16 protein-coding genes are annotated in these 17,977 nt (G+C 69.8%); 4 read left to right on the forward strand and 12 right to left on the reverse strand.

Going from position 1 to position 17,977, the window contains the following annotated elements; genetic code table 11:
* Window positions 1-842: 842 nt before the first annotated feature.
* Window positions 843-3,272 (reverse strand): PEP/pyruvate-binding domain-containing protein, encoded by a 2,430-nt coding sequence (locus H5398_RS10675; RefSeq protein ID WP_182799997.1) that lies wholly within the window; start codon window positions 3,270-3,272, stop codon window positions 843-845.
* Window positions 3,273-3,357: 85 nt separating this feature from the next.
* On the opposite strand from H5398_RS10675, the gene H5398_RS10680 reads away from it, so the two are divergent.
* Entirely contained in the window at window positions 3,358-3,924 is a 567-nt protein-coding gene (locus H5398_RS10680; RefSeq protein WP_182799998.1) for a DinB family protein, read from the forward strand.
* A gap of 10 nt (window positions 3,925-3,934) precedes the next feature.
* Here H5398_RS10680 and H5398_RS10685 read toward each other — a convergent pair whose 3' ends face one another.
* The 3 genes from H5398_RS10685 to H5398_RS10695 all read right to left on the reverse strand — a co-directional run bounded on the left by H5398_RS10685 (window position 3,935) and on the right by H5398_RS10695 (window position 7,802).
* Entirely contained in the window at window positions 3,935-5,365 is a 1,431-nt protein-coding gene (locus tag H5398_RS10685; RefSeq protein WP_182799999.1) for an MDR family MFS transporter, read from the reverse strand.
* Between the two features lie 54 nt (window positions 5,366-5,419).
* A complete protein-coding gene (locus tag H5398_RS10690) occupies window positions 5,420-6,745 on the reverse strand; it encodes a DUF4921 family protein (RefSeq protein WP_182800000.1) in 1,326 nt (441 codons plus the stop codon).
* 130 nt (window positions 6,746-6,875) lie between these two features.
* On the reverse strand, window positions 6,876-7,802 hold the full coding sequence (locus H5398_RS10695; protein WP_182783056.1) for a heme o synthase: 927 nt from the start codon (window positions 7,800-7,802) through the stop codon (window positions 6,876-6,878).
* 111 nt (window positions 7,803-7,913) lie between these two features.
* Between H5398_RS10695 and zwf the strand changes: the two genes are divergently transcribed.
* The 3 genes from zwf to pgl are packed head-to-tail and all read left to right on the forward strand — an operon-like array spanning window position 7,914 to window position 11,090.
* Window positions 7,914-9,443 carry a glucose-6-phosphate dehydrogenase gene (zwf, locus tag H5398_RS10700; RefSeq protein ID WP_220489349.1) on the forward strand — a complete coding sequence of 510 codons (1,530 nt, stop codon included), beginning with the start codon at window positions 7,914-7,916 and terminating at the stop codon, window positions 9,441-9,443.
* Between the two features lie 11 nt (window positions 9,444-9,454).
* Window positions 9,455-10,357, forward strand: coding sequence for a glucose-6-phosphate dehydrogenase assembly protein OpcA (locus H5398_RS10705; RefSeq protein ID WP_182783058.1), 903 nt, complete (start codon window positions 9,455-9,457; stop codon window positions 10,355-10,357).
* Between the two features lies 1 nt (window position 10,358).
* Entirely contained in the window at window positions 10,359-11,090 is a 732-nt protein-coding gene (pgl, locus tag H5398_RS10710) for a 6-phosphogluconolactonase (protein WP_182783059.1), read from the forward strand.
* Between the two features lie 24 nt (window positions 11,091-11,114).
* Here the strand turns inward: pgl and H5398_RS10715 are convergent, their stop codons facing one another.
* From H5398_RS10715 to rapZ, 8 genes are all read right to left on the reverse strand, one after another.
* Complete coding sequence (locus H5398_RS10715) at window positions 11,115-11,471, reverse strand: RNA polymerase-binding protein RbpA (protein ID WP_182783060.1); 357 nt, start codon at window positions 11,469-11,471, stop codon at window positions 11,115-11,117.
* Window positions 11,472-11,511: 40 nt separating this feature from the next.
* The gene (gene secG, locus H5398_RS10720; protein WP_370585751.1) at window positions 11,512-11,772 is read right to left on the reverse strand and encodes a preprotein translocase subunit SecG; all 261 of its coding nucleotides are present in this window, start codon (window positions 11,770-11,772) and stop codon (window positions 11,512-11,514) included.
* Between the two features lie 133 nt (window positions 11,773-11,905).
* Entirely contained in the window at window positions 11,906-12,685 is a 780-nt protein-coding gene (tpiA, locus tag H5398_RS10725) for a triose-phosphate isomerase (RefSeq protein ID WP_182800001.1), read from the reverse strand.
* Entirely contained in the window at window positions 12,685-13,899 is a 1,215-nt protein-coding gene (gene pgk / locus H5398_RS10730) for a phosphoglycerate kinase (protein WP_182783062.1), read from the reverse strand. The genes tpiA and pgk overlap by 1 nt, the downstream gene beginning before the upstream one ends.
* A gap of 100 nt (window positions 13,900-13,999) precedes the next feature.
* A complete protein-coding gene (gene gap, locus H5398_RS10735) occupies window positions 14,000-14,995 on the reverse strand; it encodes a type I glyceraldehyde-3-phosphate dehydrogenase (protein ID WP_182800002.1) in 996 nt (331 codons plus the stop codon).
* A 121-nt stretch (window positions 14,996-15,116) separates the two neighbouring features.
* Entirely contained in the window at window positions 15,117-16,100 is a 984-nt protein-coding gene (gene whiA, locus H5398_RS10740; protein ID WP_182800003.1) for a DNA-binding protein WhiA, read from the reverse strand.
* Between the two features lie 33 nt (window positions 16,101-16,133).
* Complete coding sequence (gene yvcK / locus H5398_RS10745) at window positions 16,134-17,081, reverse strand: uridine diphosphate-N-acetylglucosamine-binding protein YvcK (RefSeq protein ID WP_182800004.1); 948 nt, start codon at window positions 17,079-17,081, stop codon at window positions 16,134-16,136.
* Complete coding sequence (gene rapZ, locus H5398_RS10750) at window positions 17,078-17,941, reverse strand: RNase adapter RapZ (protein ID WP_182783066.1); 864 nt, start codon at window positions 17,939-17,941, stop codon at window positions 17,078-17,080. The genes yvcK and rapZ overlap by 4 nt, the downstream gene beginning before the upstream one ends.
* Between the last annotated feature and the right edge of the window lie 36 nt (window positions 17,942-17,977).

The raw sequence follows: 17,977 nt of genomic DNA on the forward strand, positions 1-17,977 counted from the left end.
AGCCACCAACCAGACCAGCAGTCGACAACGGGACTCTGGACAACGGCCGCCCGGACATCGACTCACGGCTCACCGCACCCGACCATGAGATTCGCACGAAGGTGGTAGTCACGACCCTTCGAGACGGGCCTCGCCGCTCCGCGGGCGGCCCTCCTCAGGGACCGAAGGGACGGGACACGCTCCGCGGGCGGCCCTGCTCAGGGAGCGAAAGGGGACGGGCCTCGCCGCTCCGCGGGCGGCCCTCCTCAGGGAGCGGGAGTCGACCTGCCACGCCGCTCCGCGGGCGGCCCTCCTCAGGGAGCGGGAGTCGACCTGCCACGCCGCTCCGCGGGCGGCCCTCCTCAGGGAGCGGGAGTCGACCTGCCACGCCGCTCCGCGGGCGGCCCTCCTCAGGGAGCGGGAGTCGACCTGCCACGCCGCTCCGCGGGCGGCCCTCCTCAGGGAGCGGGAGTCGACCTGCCACGCCGCTCCGCGGGCGGCCCTCCTCAGGGAGCGGGAGTCGACCTGCCACGCCGCTCCGCGGGCGGCCCTCCTCAGGGAGCGGGAGTCGACCTGCCACGCCGCTCCGCGGGCGGCCCTCCTCAGGGAGCGGGAGTCGACCTGCCACGCCGCTTCCGCGGGCGGCCCTCCTCAGGGAGCGGGAGTCGACCGGCCACGCCGCTTCCGCGGGCGGCCCTCCTCAGGGAGCGGGAGTCGACCGGCCACGCCGCTTCCGCGGGCGGCCCTCCTCAGGGACCGAAAGGGGACGGGCCTCGCCGCTCCGCGGGCGGCCCTCCTCAGGGAGCGAAGGGGACGACCTCGCCGCCAGAACCAGGACCCCAAGGAACCAATGAGGATGCCCCCTAGCCGCCAGGGGTGTCCTCTGCGGCGAGGACCAGACCGTGGTCGCCGTCGACGGTGACCCGCCGACCCGTTGCCAGCGTCGAGGTGCCGTCACCGACCCCCAGCACCGCAGGGAGGCCGTACTCGCGGGCGACGATGGCAGCGTGCGACGCGGGACCGCCGTGATCCACCACGACGGCGGCCGCCACCGCGAACAGTGGCGTCCAGGACGGGTTCGTCGCGGGGCACACCAGCACCTCGCCGGGGCGAAGGGTGGGGAACTCGCTCTGGTTCCTGATGACCCGGACCGCGCCAGTCGCGAGGCCCCCGCCCCCGGGCATGCCCGCAGCGAGGGCCTCACCCGAGGGGCGGCGTGGATACAGCGTCGACGACGCGATGAGGGGGGCGCCGGAGAGTGCCGCGGCAGCGCGTTTCCTCCGCGCGATGGCGTCCCGCAGACTGCCGTCGACGGGGTGATTCGCGGGATCGGGCAGCCGGTCGACCTCGCTCCACACGAGGAACCAGGCGTCCTCCGGCTCGTCGATCGCTCCCTGGAGGGCCATGCGACGACCCATCTCGAGCACCGCGCGGCGGACCGCGGGCATGGTGCGGACCAGCTCGAAGTGTGTGTCCTCGCGCAGCCCGATCCCCTCGCGGGCGTCGCTCAGCAACGAGCGGAGCGGGCGGCCGAGCCGGAGTCGGCGCACCCGGGGAAGCTCGAGGACCGCGCTCGCTCCGCTGCCCTCGTCCCTCGACTCACCGGCCGGCTGCCTGGCCAGCACCTGAACCAGGCCGAGGACCGTCGACGGCGAGTCTCCCCACGACGGATCCATCGGGAGGAGGATGCTCCCCGTCTCGCGGTGCCCGAAGCCGGCCATCAGCGCGTCGAGGCCTGTGCGGAACTCGCCATCGCGGGGCAGCGCCTCGACGACGGGGACGAGCTCGGCTGGCGAGAGTGCGGAGAAGTCGCGGGCCAGCGCTGCGTTCGACCGCACGATCTCGGCGAGGGCCTCCAGCGCGGCGTTGGCGCGCATCGTGTCGGTGGTGGCGCCGAGCGCCGCGGTCATCGCGCCCTCCGGGGCACCCAGGCGCGGGAGGATCAGACTGAGCACCGCGAGGGCCCGCCCACCCGCGGGGAGGTAGCGGCCGCGGAGCTCGGCGAGCTCGACAGCGAGAACCGAGGCCCGGTGCGGGATGGCGGTCAGCTCCGCCCAGGTCGCCCGCTTGACAGGAAACGCCTGCAGTTCCCTCCCACGGCGAACGATGTCCGGCCATCGAGGGTCGAGGCGCCAGTCCTTCGCCCGGTGCCGCGCGGCCCGCACGAAGGTGCGGACGAGTCGCGCGGGGGTCCTGCGCGTGGGGCGCGGGCTCGGCGGGACCAACTCTCTGAGGACGCCGTCGTTCGCCAGCAGGGCGTCGGCCACGCCCATCCTGACTCCGACGATTGCGTCGGTGAGGCGCTCCAGGTGCGGGAAGACAACCGGCTCGATCCAGGCCGTCAACTCCATCGGCAGGGGGCGGCGGGGCAACAGCTCGAGTACCACCGGCCCGGTCAACCGCTGCACGCGGCTGAGCCGGATCGGCGCAGGCGGCAACGCCGTCATGGGGCGCGACTGAGTGAGAAGGATCGCGTCGCCTGCCAGGGCCCACTCGATGTCCTGCGGGGCGCCGAAGTGCCCGGCCGCCCGTCGGCCCTGCTCCGCCAGGCGGCGCAGGATGGCGTCCGGCAACTCGTGGACGCCCCTGTCTCCCCGCGCCGTCGTCGTCCCGCCACCCGCGGCCGGGAGCACGACCGACTCCCGGTGGCCGATCCGCCGGTCGACGACCGCTCCGTCCGGGCCCACCACCGCGTGGTCCGGAGTCACCGCGCCCGACACCACAGACTCCCCCAACCCCGGGTTGGACTCGACGACGACCCGGTCCCGCGCCCCCGTCACCGGGTGCGCGGTGAACATCACCCCAGCCCACTCCGCGTCGACCATGGTCTGCACCACCACCGCCATCGCGACGGCGTCGTCGGGGATACCGAGCCGGGAGCGATAGGAGATCGCCCGGTCGGTCCACAGTGACGCCCAACAGCCGCGCACCCCGGCTACCACCGCATCGGCCCCGATCACATTGAGAAACGAATCCTGCTGCCCGGCAAAGGTGGCCCCCGGCAGGTCCTCCGCCGTCGCGCTGGACCGCACAGCCACAGGGCCCTCCCCCAGGCTTCGGTACGCCTCCCGGATGGCCGTCTCCACTGCATCCGGTATGGGTGCCGCGGCGATCGCCGCCCTCGTCGGCTGAAGCGGGCCGACGGCGAGCTGGTACGCGTCGGTGGTGACCACGAACCCGGGCGGGACGTCGAACCCGGCGCCGATCAACTCACCGAGGTTGGCGGCCTTGCCACCTGCCAGAGCGAGGTCGTCGCGTGTGAGGTCCGATAGCGGACGGCAGAGGCGCACCATGGGGCCACGCTACCCCCGGCTGGGCGCGGCCCGTCGGCTTCGGGAGTCACAGACATCTGCCGGCGCTGAGGGGCAGAATGACGGCATGGACATCAAGGAGATCCTGCTCAACCACCTCCGATCCTCCCGAGAGGCGCTCCTGTGGAAGACCGAGGGTCTGAGCGAACGCGAGCTCAGACTCCCCCGCACCGTCACCGGGACCAACCTGCTGGGGCTGGTCAAGCACTGCGCCTTCGTGGAGCACGGATACTTCATCGACTGCTTCGCCAGGACCTCCCCCATCGTGATCCCGGCACTGGACTACGGCGCCGACCCCAATGCCGATTTCTACGCCACACGCGACGAGCGGGCCGTGGACCTCGTCCGGCAGTACCGCGAGGTGGGCCAGGTGGTGGACAGCGCCATCGAAGAGATGCCCCTGGAGACGCCTGGCCGCGTCGCCTGGTGGGGCGAGAGGGGCGAGACCACGCTGGCCAGGATCCTCGTTCACGTTCTCAACGACATCACCCGGCACGCGGGGCAGGCCGACATCATCCGGGAGGGGATCGACGGGGCCGCCGGACTACTCAGCGGCAACACGAACCTGTGGGTACCGGCCGAAGGGTGGGCGGCCCACCGCACGATGCTGACCCGGCTCGCGGACGAGGCGTGACCGAGGCTGCTCAGTGAGCCGCGGCGACCAGGTTCTCCACGTCGGCAGGCTTCCTGAGGAACAGCCCCGCGACAACGGCGGCGGTCCAGATGGCTCCGGCCGCCATGAAGGCCCACCGGGCACCCACCAGCAGGGCCTCGGCCTCTGAGGCGGCCGTCGGGGCGGCCGCCGCCGACTGGATGGCGAAGATCGTGACGAAGATGGCCGTGCCCGTGGCGCCCGCGACCTGCTGCACCGTGCCCACGACGGCGGACCCATGGGAGTACAGGTGCCGCGGCAGCGAGCCCAGCGCCACGGTGAACAGCGGGGTGAACATCGACGCGAACCCCACGCTCATCACCACGTGGCCGAGCATGATCGCCCACCACGGGGTGGCCAGGCTGATCGTGGAGTAGAACACGAACACGCCCATCACGACGACGCTCGCCGGCACCACGAGAGCCCTCGGCCCGACCCGGTCGTAGAGCCGGCCGACCACCGGCGACAGGAGCCCCATCGCGATTCCGCCCGGCAGCAGCATCAACCCGACCTGCAGAGGCTCAAGCCCGAACGCCCGCTGGAGCAGGAGCGGCAGCATGATGATGGTCCCGAACAGCGCCATCATCGCGATCGCCATCATCACCACCGCCACCGTGAAGGTGGCGTAGGTGAAGGTCCGCAGGTCCAGCAGCGCCGCGCCGCGGGCCTGGAGCGCGGACTGTCGCGCCACGAAGGCCGCGAGGCCCGCGACGCCGATCCCGATGGCCAGCAGGGGCACCCAGAACTCCACCTCGTCGGACCCGACCAGGCTCAGCCCGTAGACCAGAGGGCCGAACCCCAGCAGGGTGAGCGGCACCGAGACGAGATCCAGGGGCGTGTCCTTCGTCTCCCCCACGTTGGTCAATCGGCGGGAGCCGAGCCACAGCATGAGGAGCGCGATCGGGAGCACGACCCAGAAGATCCCGCGCCACGACGCCACCTGAAGGATCACGCCGGACAGGGTGGGGCCGACGGCGGGGGCCACCGAGATCACCATCGAGACGTTGCCCATCACCCGGCCGCGATGCTCCCGGGTGACGAGTTGCATGATGGTGGTCATCAGCAGCGGCATCATAATGGCGGTGCCGGTGGCCTGGATCACGCGCCCCAGCACCAGGAACCCGAAGCTCGGCGCGACCGCGCATGCCAGTGTCCCGAGGCTGAACAGGCTCAGGGCGAGGACGAACACGCGGCGCGTCGGCAGCCGGTCCAGCAGCCAGCCGGTCACCGGGATGACGACGGCCATGGTCAACATGAACGCGGTGGTGAGCCACTGGGCGGAGCGCTCGGTGATGCCGAGATCGGACATGATCGAACTCAGGGCGACGTTCATGGTGGTCTCGTTCAGGATCACGACGAACGCGGCGACCAGGAGGATGGGGATGACCCTGCGGTCGGTGGGCCGAGGCATATCGGTGGACATGGGAGAGTCCCTTCGTGGCGGTCGGAGTGCGTCCCGCCACACTGCAGCGGTTCGCTAGCGGCGGTACCGCAGCGGGTTGGGACAGCCCGGCGCCTCGGAACCGATCGCCAGGCCCGGGGCAATGAGCCCGCGCCCGCGCAGATCGAGGAGAGCGCTGACCACCCGATCACGCAGCGTAGCCGGTGCGATGGTGTTGAGGTAGACCTTCGTGGCCCCCTCGAACCCGGCCAGCGTCGAGATGCGCCACTTCAGCATCACCCGCCACGGCATCGGGAGGGTGACGTCGATCGGGCGGTAGTGCCATTCCTCGTTGCAGGGGATGGCCGACCCTGTGGCGGCGTGCATGGCGTGGATCATGTCCGACATCCCCCGCACCTCGTCGTCGCGCTGCTCCCACGGGTCGGAGGCCTCGCTGGTGGAGTGGATCTCGATGGTGGGATACCGATGCCCGAATCCCGCGAAGGCGACGGCATAGCCGCTCTCGGCGATGACGAGGTTGCGGCGAGCCGCGTAGTTGGGGCCGGCCTCGTTGAAGAGGTTCGCGTTGCCCCTCAGCCGGGCAAGGGTGGCCTCGTGGTGCGCGCCCCTCTCATCGATGGTCACGAGTTGTTTGTGCAGGTGGTCGAACGAGGCGCCCGCGGGCTTCAACCAGTTCTGGAACACGGCCACGTAGCGCGCGTACCGGTTGATCTCGTAGGCCATCCGGGCCGACTCGATCGTGTAGGCGACGAATCGGGCGTGCTCGTCCGGGGTGAGGGTCCCGGACGAGGCGAGCTGGGAGTCGTCGGTGGCACCGTCGACGAAGTGGCGACGGGCCACGATGAGGTCGTGGCCGCCGCCGAAGAACCCGGAGGCGCGGCCGATCCTCTCCTCCTCGGGGAGGGCCGCGATCTCGGCGTCGGTCATCCCGGAGGCGCGCAGCTTGGCGCCGATGACGCTGAGGACGTGAGCCTTGCCCTCGGCTGAGGCAAGGTACGCGTCGCGGCGCAGGCGCACCCGGTCCGGCAGCTCGAACCCGTAGTTCTGATGCCAGTAGTCGAAGCTCAGGATCTCGAACAGGTTGGGGACGCGCCGGAACTCAGCGACGGTGGCGAAGAGGTCCTCCGCGGGGTTCCGGTAGATCGTCTTCCAGCCACGCTCCCCCAGGATCACGCGGGACTTCTCCGGCGGAGTCTCCAGGTAACGCTCCTCGCAGAACGGGCAGTGCCGGCCGTGCAGCCCGGGATCCACCGGCCGCGGTTCGTGGACGGGAAGGCCGAGCGGGCGGTTGGCCCGCCCCGCGACCGTCCACACCTCGGTGCCGGTGAGGGGATTGATCTGCTTGACGGTGCCATCGCGCAGCACAGTGACGTAATCCGGCTCCCGGGCGAAGGGCTGCATCCCCCGACGATAGTGCGCAGTGGCGGGCTGCGGAGGCTTGCTCGGCAGCTCCTACTGTTCGTCGAGCGAGGAGAACGCGGCGAGGCGCCGCTGGGGCGCCGTCAATCGCAGCGAATTCTGGCGCAGGACACTAGAACAGGAGCGGGTCGATGGCCACCGCGAGGAACAGCAGGGCCAGATAGGTGTTGCTCCAGTGGAACAGCCGCATTGCCTTGAGCTGGGGCCCCTCGGCGCCCGCCCTGGCTCTACGCCACAGCGCCACGGCCTCGGCGAGGAACACCGCGCCCAGCACGCCCGCGACAATCGGGTACAGCGGCCCGGTGGGGGTGACGGGCCACAGCAGCAGCGACACCACGACGGTGGCCAGCGTGTACCAGAAGATCTGAGCGGCGACCCGCGGCGGGGTCGACACCACCGGCAGCATCGGCACCCCGGCTGCCGCATAGTCCTCGCGGTAACGGAAGGCCAGCGCCCACGTGTGCGGTGGCGTCCAGAGGAAGACGACGGCGAACAGGATCAGCGGCGGCCAGGCGACGCTGCCCGTCACAGCTGTCCAGCCGATGAGCGGCGGGAAGCAGCCCGCGATGCCGCCCCACACGATGTTCTGCCAGGTGCGGCGCTTGAGCCACATGGTGTAGACGAACACGTAGAACGCGTTCGCGGTGAGCGCCAGGACGGCGGAGAGCCAGTTGGCGCCGAATCCGAGCACGAGCGTGGCAAGGACTCCGAGCACGACACCGAAGACCAGCGCGTTGCGCGTGGAGACCTGGTGTCGCGGGACGGGTCGGCGGCGGGTGCGCCGCATCACCTCGTCGATGTCCGCGTCGATCACGCAATTGAAGGTGTTGGCCGACGCCGCGGCGAACAGCCCGCCGATCATGACCACCACGATCAGCTCCCACGGCGGCAGCCCGCCGGCCGCCAGGAACATCGCCGGAGCGGTGGTGACGAGCAGCAGTTCGATGATGCGCGGCTTGGTCAGGGCAACATACGCCTTGACCACATCCCAGAAGCGGGCCCCCGAGGACGCAGCGACAGAGCCGACCGCCACATGCACCTCATTCCCTCACCTTCGCTCCCGGCAGTCTATCTCGCCCGATGGGGGGCACCCAAAGCGCGGCGCGGGATCCGTTCCCCCGCTGCCCTCGCAGGGATAGGGTTGGCGACGATGAACAGCTACGAGAACCCACTGCGCGATCCGCAGGACCGACGGCTCCCCCGGATCGCCGGGCCCTGCGTCCTCGTCATCTTCGGGGTGACCGGGGACCTGTCCCGCAAGAAGCTGATGCCGGCCGTCTACGATCTTGCCAATCGCGGCATGCTTCCCCCCGGCTTCGGCCTGGTGGGATTCGCGCGCCGGGACTGGGCGGACCAGGACTTTGCGCAGGTCGTCCACGATGCGGTGAAGGAGAACGCGCGCACACCCTTCCGGGAGGAGGTGTGGGAGCAGCTCCTGGAAGGCATCCGGTTCGTCTCCGGCACGTTCGACGACGACGAGTCGTTCGAGCGGCTGCGCGGCACCATCCGGGAGCTGGACACTGCCCGCGGCACCGGCGGAAACCACGCGTTCTACCTGTCCATCCCCCCGTCGAGCTTCGAGCAGGTGATGACGCAGCTGCGGCGCCACGGCATGACCGAGCGCTCCGAAGGCAACTGGAACCGGGTGGTCATCGAGAAGCCGTTCGGCCACAACCTGGCCTCGGCGCGCGAGCTCGACGACGTGGTCTCAGCGCTGTTTCAACCCCATGAGGTGTTCCGCATCGATCACTACCTGGGGAAGGAGACGGTGCAGAACATGCTGGCGCTGCGCTTCGCCAACCAGATGTTCGAGCCGATCTGGAACAACCACTACGTCAGCCACGTCGAGATCACGATGGCCGAGGACATCGGCATCGGTGGCCGCGCCGGCTACTTCGACGGGATCGGCATCGCCCGCGACGTCATCCAGAACCACCTCCTCCAGCTCCTGGCGCTGACGGCGATGGAGGAGCCCACCTCGTTCGAGGCCAGCCAGCTGCGTGCCGAGAAGCAGAAGGTCCTCGCCGCGGCCCGCGTCCCCTCGCGATACGACCTGCACACCGCGCGCGGCCAGTACGCCGCCGGATGGCAGGGCGGCAAGCCCGTGATCGGGTACCTGCAGGAGGAGGGCGTGCCGGAGGGCTCGAAGACGGAGACCTACGCCGCGATGCGCGTGGACATCGACAACCGCCGCTGGGCCGGGGTGCCCTTCTACCTCCGCTCCGCCAAGCGCATGCCCCGCCGCGTCACGGAGGTGGCGCTGAGCTTCAAGCGGGCACCCCACCTGCCCTTCACCGCCACTGATACCGAGGAGCTCGGAACCAACGCCCTCGTGATGCGGATCCAGCCCGACGAGGGGGTCACGCTCCGGTTCGGGGCCAAGGTCCCCGGCACCCAGATGGAGATCCGGGAGGTGTCGATGGACTTCGGCTACGGGGGGTCGTTCACCGAATCGTCCCCGGAGGCCTACGAGCGGCTCATCCTCGACGTCCTGCTCGGCGACCCGCCGCTGTTCCCGCAGCAGGAGGAGGTGGAGCTCAGCTGGAGCATCCTGGACCCGGTGATCGAGTACTGGGCCTCCGTCGAGGGTCAACCTGAGCAGTACGCGTCCGGCACCTGGGGCCCCGCCTCCGCATACGAGATGCTGGCCCGTGACGGTTTCAACTGGCGTAGGCCCTGAGGAGGATTGTCATGATCATCGAACTGACCGACACGTCGTCCCGAGAAGTGGCGTCCGCCCTCATCAGCGCCAAGCGCACCGCTGGGGCCAGCGGCCTCGTGCTGACCCTCCTCATCGTCACCACTGACGGGCACTTCGACGAGGTGCTAGAGGCCGCGAAGGCCTCAGCCACCGCCCACCCGTCGCGGGTCATCCTCGTGACCTACGTGGAGGCCGACCAGGCCCGGCTCGACGCGACCATCGAGGTGGGCGAGGGCCTTCCCGGGGATCTCGTCGTGTTGAGGCTCCACGGGGAGCTGCGCCACCACGGGGACTCGATCTGCCTTCCGCTGCTGCTGCCGGACTCCCCGACCATCGTGTGGTGGCCGCACGAGGCGCCGGACCATCTCGCCGACGACCCCATCGGTGGCCTCGCCGATCGGCGCATCACAGACGCGGCCGGCTGTCACGACCCTCAGGATGCGCTGCTGCGCCGCGCCCGCAACCACGCCCCAGGCGACACTGACCTCACCTGGACCCGGCTGACCCGGTGGCGCGCCCTGCTCGCGGCGGCCATGGACCAGACGCGCTCCGAGGTCATCGGCGCCATGGTCTCCGCCGCCCCGGACAACGCCCCCGCGACACTCCTGTCCGCGTGGCTGAGCGACAGGCTCGACGTCCACGTCGAACGCCGTGACGGCGACCAGCCCGGCGTCAACGAGGTGCGGCTCACCACCCTCGAGGGCGACATCACGGTGCGTCGCGTGGCGGAGGGCACCGCCCTCTACCAGGTGCCGCATCAACCGCAGCGCACCGTCGCACTCAGGCGCCGGCCGCTGACGGACCTCCTGACCGAGGAACTGCAACGCATGGACGCCGACGACATCTTCGAGGCGGCCACGAGCCGTCTCGTGGCCGACGCCGAGGGGCGCTGACGTGTACACCCGAGTGGTCCGGATGCCGGGCGCGGACGAGGTGAGCCACCTGGTGGCGCAGCGGTTGCTGGACCGCCTCGTCGAGCTTCAGGACACCCAGCCGATCGTGCACGTCTGCCTGACCGGGGGCAATGCCGCCAACGCCATGTATGAACGCTTCGCCGAGCTGGCCGTGGGCTCAGACCTCGACGCCGCGAAACTGCAGCTGTGGTGGGGCGACGAACGGTTCGTCCCCGCGACGGATCCGGACCGCAACTCGCTGCAGGCGGTGTCGCGGCTGGCCCGAACCGTGTCCATCAAGTCGGCCGACACCCACATGATGGCCGCTCAGGACGGGCGGAAGGACTCGCACGAGTGCGCCGCGGAGTACGAGGCCGAACTGGGTACCACCCATTTCGACATCATGCTGCTGGGCGTCGGGGAGGACGGACACGTCGCCTCGATCTTCCCGGGGCACCCCAGCTTCGATCCCACTACGCGCAGCGTGATCGGCGTCACGGATGCACCCAAGCCCCCGACGGAGCGGATCTCGCTCACCATCCCGGCGCTCAACAGGTCCACGGAGATGTGGATCATGGCCACCGGTGCGGCCAAGGCCGGCGCCGTCGCCGGGGCCCTGCAGGGGGATCGGAGGCTTCCCGCCTCTCACGTGCGCGGGGAGAAGGTCACCCTGTGGTATCTGGATGACGCCGCCGCGAGCGGCCTTCCTGCGCAGTACAGCTGCCCGTTCTGAGCAGGCAGCTGCACCGCAGGGGACTCAGTAGATGACCTCGCCGGAGGCGCGGCGCGCGCGCAGGGCGGACACGGCCTCTTCCAGGATCTGGGCAGCTTCCGCGTCGGTGCGGCGCTCCTTCACGTAGGCCAGGTGCGTCTTGTAGGGGGTGATCTTCGGCGGCGGCGGCGGATTGTCTGCGTCCATGTTCGCCGGGAGCCCGCAGCGGGGGCAGTCCCACGACTCGGGGATCGGTGCATCGACGGCGAAGGCCGGCCGGGTCACATGCCCACTGGCGCAGAAGTACGAGACGTGGAGCCGCGGCGCGGTATCGCCACGCTCTGCCTCACCCATCGGTCCGGCGCCGACACGGCTGCCGCGAATGGCGTTGCCACTTGCCACTTGTGTTCTCCTTGAGACGTGATGAAGGGGTCGTGCCGGGTCAGGCGCCGATGCGGTACAGCACCAGCAGCCCGATGATCGTCAGAAGCCAGACCAGCGACAACACGACCGTGATCCGGTCCAGCCGGCGCTCCGCCGTCGACGCTCCACCCATGGAGGTCGACATGCCGCCGCCGAAGAGATCAGACATTCCGCCGCCACGACTTTTGTGGAGGAGGACGGTGGCCGCGAGGAGGACGCTGAGGACAATCGCGATGATTGAGAGCGTCGTCACCGGCCAAGACACGAGGGGGACAATCACGCCGTACAGACTATCCGACGACGACCGGTTATCCACATTCGCCCCCGCCTGTCCGGCCCTGGACGGCGCGGTGGGCCGCAACGCCGAGCGGCGCGGGACCTATCGTCCCGCGCCGCCCGCCTGCTTGCTTTTCTCAGAGCTGGTAGAACCGCACGATGGCCGCGAACTCATCGGGCTTCAAGGCGGCACCCCCGACGAGGGCACCGTCGACGTCCGGCTTGCTCATGATCTGGGCCACGTTGTCCGCCTTGACGGAACCGCCGTACTGGATGCGCACGGACTCGGCCGTGGGCTCGTCGTAGAGCGCGGCGACCTCCTTGCGGATGGCGCCACACACCTCCTGCGCGTCGTCCGGGGTGGCCACCTCGCCGGTGCCGATGGCCCACACGGGCTCATAGGCGATGACGAGGCCGGCGACCTGCTCGGCCGTCAGACCGGCCAGGGTGCCGCGCACCTGATCGAGGGTGTACTCGACGTGGCGCCCCTCCTTGCGGATGTCCAGACCCTCGCCCACGCAGATGATCGGCGTGATGCCCGCGGCCAGGGCCTTGGCGGCCTTGGCGTTGATGATCTCGTCGGTGTCGCCGAAGTACTGGCGACGCTCGGAGTGGCCGACGACCACGTAGCTGACGCCGAGCTTCGTGAGCATCGAGGTGGAGATCTCGCCGGTGTAGGCGCCGTTGTCGAACTGCGAGACGTTCTGCGCGCCCAGTTGGAACGGCAGACGGTCGCCGTCGATCAGGGTGCGCACGGTGCGCAGGTCCGTGAACGGTGGGATGAGGACGGCCTCGGACTTCGACGCGTCGTAGTCCTTGTCCAGGAGTGCGTAGTGGATCTTCTCCACCAGTCCAGTGGCCTCGATGTGGTCGACGTTCATCTTCCAGTTACCGGCCATGATCGGCTTGCGGGTCATCAGTTGTCCTCCTCCAGAACGGAAATGCCGGGCAGTTCTTTGCCCTCCAGGAACTCGAGGGAGGCGCCGCCGCCCGTCGAGATGTGGCCGAACTCGTCGTCGGCGTGGCCGAGGACCCGCACGGCCGCGGCGGAGTCTCCTCCACCGACCACCGAGAGACCCTCGACCTTGGTCAGCGCCTTGGCCACAGCGGCCGTGCCGTGCGACAGTGCCTCGATCTCGAACACGCCCATGGGGCCGTTCCAGAACACCGTCTTGGCGCCGGTGATGGCGTCCGCGAACAGCTTTTCGGACTCGGGGCCGATGTCAAGGCCCTGCTTCCCGGCGGGGATGGAATGAGCCGAGACGACGTCCACGTCGCCCTTGACCTCCCGGGCGTCGAAGTCCATCCCGTCGGCGATGCGCACGTCGACCGGCAGCAGGATCGTCTTGCCCTTGGCCTTGGCCTCCTCCAGGTAGCCGCGGCAGGTCTCCAGGTTGGTCTCGTCGAGCAGGGAGTCACCGATCTCGTGGCCCTGGGCCTTGAGGAACGTGAACACCATGCCGCCGCCGATGACGAGAGTGTCGGCCACCTTGAGCAGGTTGTCGATCACCGACAGCTTGTCCGCGACCTTCGCGCCACCCAGCACCACGACGAAGGGGCGCTCGGGGGTCTCGGTGAGCCGACGCAGCACGTCGACCTCCTTGGCCACGAGGTAGCCGGCCGCGTTGGGGAGCAGTTTCGCCACATCGTAGACGGAGGCCTGCTTGCGGTGCACCACGCCGAAGCCGTCGGAGATGAACAGGTCACCGAAGGCCGCGTACTTGGCGGCGAGCTCCTGGCGGGCTGCCTCGTCCTTGGACTCCTCGGCCGGCTCGTAGCGCACGTTCTCGAGCAGGGCCACCTCGCCGTCGGCGAGCGCGTCGACGGTGGCCTTGGCGGACTCGCCGACGACGTCGTCGGCGAGCTTCACCTCGGCGCCGAGCAACTCACCGAGCCGCTTTGCGACCGGAGCCAACGAGTACTTGGGGTTGACCTGCCCCTTGGGGCGGCCGAGGTGGGCCATGACTACGACGCGGGCGCCGGCGTCGCGCAGGGCGTTGAGGGTGGGGAGCGCGGCGCGGATGCGGCCGTCGTCCCCGATGTTCTTGTCAGCGTCCAGGGGGACGTTGAAATCGCAGCGGATGAGTACCCGCGTGCCGTGGAGATCGCCCAGATCTGCAACAGACTTCACAGTGAGCCTTTCTTTGGTCGGTGTTGTTCGGTGGGGCGACGACGGCCCTGCGACCCCCGCGGGGATCACAGGGCCGTCGTTCAGACCACTGGGAGTCGGATCAGAGCTTCGAGCCGACCAGGACGGACAGGTCGACGAGGCGGTTGGAGTAGCCCCACTCGTTGTCGTACCAGCCGAGCACCTTGACCTGGTTGCCGATCACCTTGGTGAGCTTGGAGTCGAACACGCAGGACGCGGGATCCGTCTCGATGTCCTTGCTGACGATCTCGTCGTCGGTGTAGACGAGGAACCGGCCGTCTGCGGCCGCCTTGACGATCGCGTTGATCTCCTCGACGGTGGTCTCGCGGGCGGCCTCGAAGGTGAGGTCCGTGGCGGAGCCGGTGGGGGTGGGCACGCGCATGGCGTAGCCGTCCAGCTTGCCCTTGAGCTCGGGGAGCACGAGGGACACGGCCTTGGCCGCACCGGTGGTGGTGGGGACCATGTTGAGGGCGGCGGCGCGCGAGCGACGCAGGTCCTTGTGCGGGCCGTCCTGCAGGTTCTGGTCCTGCGTGTACGCGTGGATGGTGGTCATGAGGCCCTTGACGATGCCGATGCCGTCGTTGAGCGCCTTGGCCATCGGGGCGAGGCAGTTGGTGGTGCAGGAGGCGTTCGAGATGATGTTGTGCGCGGCGGCGTCGTACTTGTCGTCGTTGACGCCCATCACGATGGTGATGTCTTCGTTCTTGGCCGGGGCCGAGATGATGACCTTCTTGGCGCCGGCGGTGATGTGGGCCTTGGCCTTGGTGGCGTCGGTGAAGAAGCCGGTGGACTCGATGACGATGTCGACGCCGAGGTCCGCCCAGGGGAGCTGGGCCGGGTCGCGCTCGGCGAAGGCCTTGATCTCCTTGCCGTCGACGGTCAGGGCGTCGTCGTCGTAGCTGATCTCGCCGGGGAAGCGACCGAGGATCGAGTCGTACTTGAGCAGGTGGGCCAGCGTCTTGTTGTCGGTCAGGTCGTTGACTGCGACGACATCAAGATCGGCACCCGACGCGACGAGCGCGCGGAAGAAGTTACGGCCGATACGGCCAAAGCCGTTGATTGCAACCTTAACGGTCATGAGGAAATCGATCCCTTTCAGCTACCTTGCGCGAAAAAGCGCATGTGGACGCCTTCATCCTAACCAGTTGTGGCCTCCAGGGAAGGTGGGGGGTCAGTTTGGCCTGACCTCTACTTCGCGGTCATTCGTCGTCGCGGAGATCCGCGGGCAGGCTGGCCTCCGTCGTGGGGATGCCCATGTCCTCTGCCTGCTTGTCCGCCGTGGCCAGAAGCCGACGGATGCGGCCCGCCACCGCGTCCTTGGTGAGGGGCGGTTCGTGGAGGCTGCCCAGCTCCTCCAGGCTCGCCTGGCGGTGCGCGAGGCGCAGCTCGCCTGCGGTCCGCAGGTGCTCCGGGGCATCGTCGCCGAGGATCTCCAGGGCGCGCTCCACCCGTGCGCTCGCCGCGACAGCCGCGCGGGCCGACCGACGGAGGTTCGCGTCGTCGAAGTTGGCCAGGCGGTTCACGCTCGCTCGGACCTCGCGCCGCTTGCGCCGCTCCTCCCAGGCGAGCCGGGTCTCTCCCGCGCCCATGCGGGTGAGCAGCTCGGCGATGGCGTCGCCGTCGCGGATGACGACCCGGTCGATCCCGCGCACCTCGCGCGCCTTCACCGCGACACCGACCCGTCGGGCGGCGCCGACGAGCGCGAGCGCGGCCTCCGAGCCGGGGCAGGTGATCTCCAGCGCCATCGACCGGCCGGGTTCGGTGAGCGAGCCTCGGGCCAGGAAGGCACCGCGCCACATGGCCACGGCATCAGCCACAGACCCGCCCACGACCGAGGGCGGCAGGCCGCGGACGGGGCGGCGGTGCTGGTCGACCAGGCCGCTGAGCCTGGCCAGCTGTTCGCCGTCGCGCACCACGCGCAGCGTGTAGCGGGGGCCGCGCCTGACGCCGGAGCCGTTGATCACGAGCAGATCGCTCTCGACGTTGTAGAGCTCGGTGATGAAGGTGCGCAGACGGCGGGCCGCGGCGCCGGTGTCCAGCTCGGCCTCCACGACGATCCGACCCCCCACCAGGTGCAGCCCTCCCGCGAACCGCAGCAGGGCGGCAACCTCCGCGCGGCGCACTGACGGGTGAGGCGCGACGACCGTCGCGAGCTCGGACTTCACCTTCTGTGTCAGCGCCATGCTCGCAGTGTGCCACACCCTTCCGAGCACCCGTCAGCCGCCGATGACCTCACTGAACACGGCCGCCAGCCGGTTGGGGTCGTGCGAGGGAGAGCCGTCGCGGGCCATGATGTCCGCCGTGACGAGGCGTCCCCCGAGCGAGTGGACGTAGGCCGCGAGGTGCTCGTCGGTGTCGGCGAAGCGGCCGTCGGCGATCACCACGTCGAGCCTGAGGCCAGGGGCATGCTCCGCCAGAAGCTCGATGTGGCGCGACGGTGAGAACCCGTCGGTCTCTTCGGCGGGAGCGATGTTGAGGACCAGAATCCGCTGCGCGGAAGTCTCGAGCACGGCGCGCGCGAGGTCCGGCACGAGGAGGTGCGGGATCACGCTGGTGAACCATGAGCCGGGCCCGAGCACCACACTGTCCGCCTCGCGGATCGCGGCGATCACCTCCGGGCGCGCGGGGGGACGGTGGGGAATCAGCCTCACCGACTGGACCGTGGCGCGCGTCTTCGCGACGGTGGCCTGCCCGGACAGGGTGCACACCTCGTCGGGGGCCATCGGGTCCAGCCCCACCACGTCGGCCTCGATCTCCAGCGGCACGGAGCTCATCGGCAGCACCCGGCCGCGGGTCCGCAGGAGGTCCCCGACCATGTCCAGGGCGGCGACCGGATCGTCGAGTTGCTGCCAGAGGCCGGCGATGAGGAGGTTGCCGATGGCGTGACCGCCGAGCGGACCCTCTCCATGGAAGCGGGCCTGCAGCACACTGGCCCAGGTCCGGCCCACGTGATCGTCCGAGCAGAGCGCCGCCAGCGCCATCCGGAGGTCACCGGGCGGGAGGCAACCCAGCTCCTGACGCAGACGACCCGACGAGCCGCCGTCGTCGGCGACCGTCACCACCGCCGTCAACCGGTCGGTGACCCGGCGCAGGGCGGTCAGCGACGCGGCCAGCCCATGCCCACCCCCCAGCGCGACCACTCGGGGAAGCCGCTGAAGGGTCATTCCTTGCCCAGGTCCCGGTGGAGAACCGTGGTGGGGAAGCCCTTCTCGCGGAGCCTGACCGCGAACTCCTCGCTCATGGAGGTGGAGCGGTGCTTGCCGCCCGTGCAGCCGATGGCGACGGTGACCTGGCGCTTCCCCTCCGCGAGGTATCCGGGGGCAACCGTCTCCACCAGGTTGAGCATGGCCCCCAGGAAGTGCTGGGCCGCGTCGTGCTTGAGCACGTACTGCGCCACGTCCTTACTGAGGCCGGACTTCGGGCGCAGCTCCGGGATCCAGAAGGGGTTGGGCAGGAAGCGCACGTCGAAGACCATGTCGGCGTCGATCGGCACCCCGTTCTTGAAACCGAAGGAGATCAGCGCGATCTTCAGTTTGTCCGTCGCCTCGTCACCGAAGTGGTTCGACACCCGTTGGGTGAGCTGCCGCGCCGACAGGTACGTGGTGTCCACGACGATGTCGGCCTCCGCGCGGAGGTCGGCGAGCAGCCGCCGCTCCCGGTCGATGCCCTCGATGAGCCGGTCCCCACCCTGCAGCGGGAGGGGACGACGGTTGGACTCCTGCCTGCGCACGATCACGTCGTCGGCGGCCTCGAGGAACACGCTGGTCACCGAGGCCCCTTCGGACTTCAGCCGCTTGATGGCGTCGGGCAACTGCTCGAACTGCTCGCGCGAGCGCACGTCCGCCACCACGGCGATCCGCACCACCCCGTAGCCACGCAGGGTCTGGGCGAGCGTCGGCAGCATCACGGGCGGGAGGTTGTCCACGACATACCAGCCCAGGTCCTCCATGGTGTGAGCTGCGGTGCGACGGCCCGCGCCGGACAGGCCGGTGATGATGGCGATCTCCTGCGTGGCATCGGTCATGGCGTCAGCCTAGTAGCCGGAGCGCCAGTGAGCGCC

This window comes from Tessaracoccus sp. MC1679, assembly GCF_014164775.1.
Lineage (GTDB): Bacteria > Actinomycetota > Actinomycetes > Propionibacteriales > Propionibacteriaceae > Arachnia.

Coding starts and splice junctions, on each gene's coding strand:
- H5398_RS10680 (WP_182799998.1), top strand. CDS start 3,358: ATGGACATCAAGGAGATCCTGCTCAACCACCTCCGATCCTCCCGAGAG.
- H5398_RS10685 (WP_182799999.1), bottom strand. CDS start 5,365: ATGTCCACCGATATGCCTCGGCCCACCGACCGCAGGGTCATCCCCATC.
- zwf (WP_220489349.1), top strand. CDS start 7,914: ATGAACAGCTACGAGAACCCACTGCGCGATCCGCAGGACCGACGGCTC.
- yvcK (WP_182800004.1), bottom strand. CDS start 17,081: ATGACCCTTCAGCGGCTTCCCCGAGTGGTCGCGCTGGGGGGTGGGCAT.
- H5398_RS10690 (WP_182800000.1), bottom strand. CDS start 6,745: ATGCAGCCCTTCGCCCGGGAGCCGGATTACGTCACTGTGCTGCGCGAT.
- gap (WP_182800002.1), bottom strand. CDS start 14,995: ATGACCGTTAAGGTTGCAATCAACGGCTTTGGCCGTATCGGCCGTAAC.
- H5398_RS10675 (WP_182799997.1), bottom strand. CDS start 3,272: ATGGTGCGCCTCTGCCGTCCGCTATCGGACCTCACACGCGACGACCTC.
- whiA (WP_182800003.1), bottom strand. CDS start 16,100: ATGGCGCTGACACAGAAGGTGAAGTCCGAGCTCGCGACGGTCGTCGCG.
- tpiA (WP_182800001.1), bottom strand. CDS start 12,685: ATGACCCGCAAGCCGATCATGGCCGGTAACTGGAAGATGAACGTCGAC.
- rapZ (WP_182783066.1), bottom strand. CDS start 17,941: ATGACCGATGCCACGCAGGAGATCGCCATCATCACCGGCCTGTCCGGC.
- H5398_RS10705 (WP_182783058.1), top strand. CDS start 9,455: ATGATCATCGAACTGACCGACACGTCGTCCCGAGAAGTGGCGTCCGCC.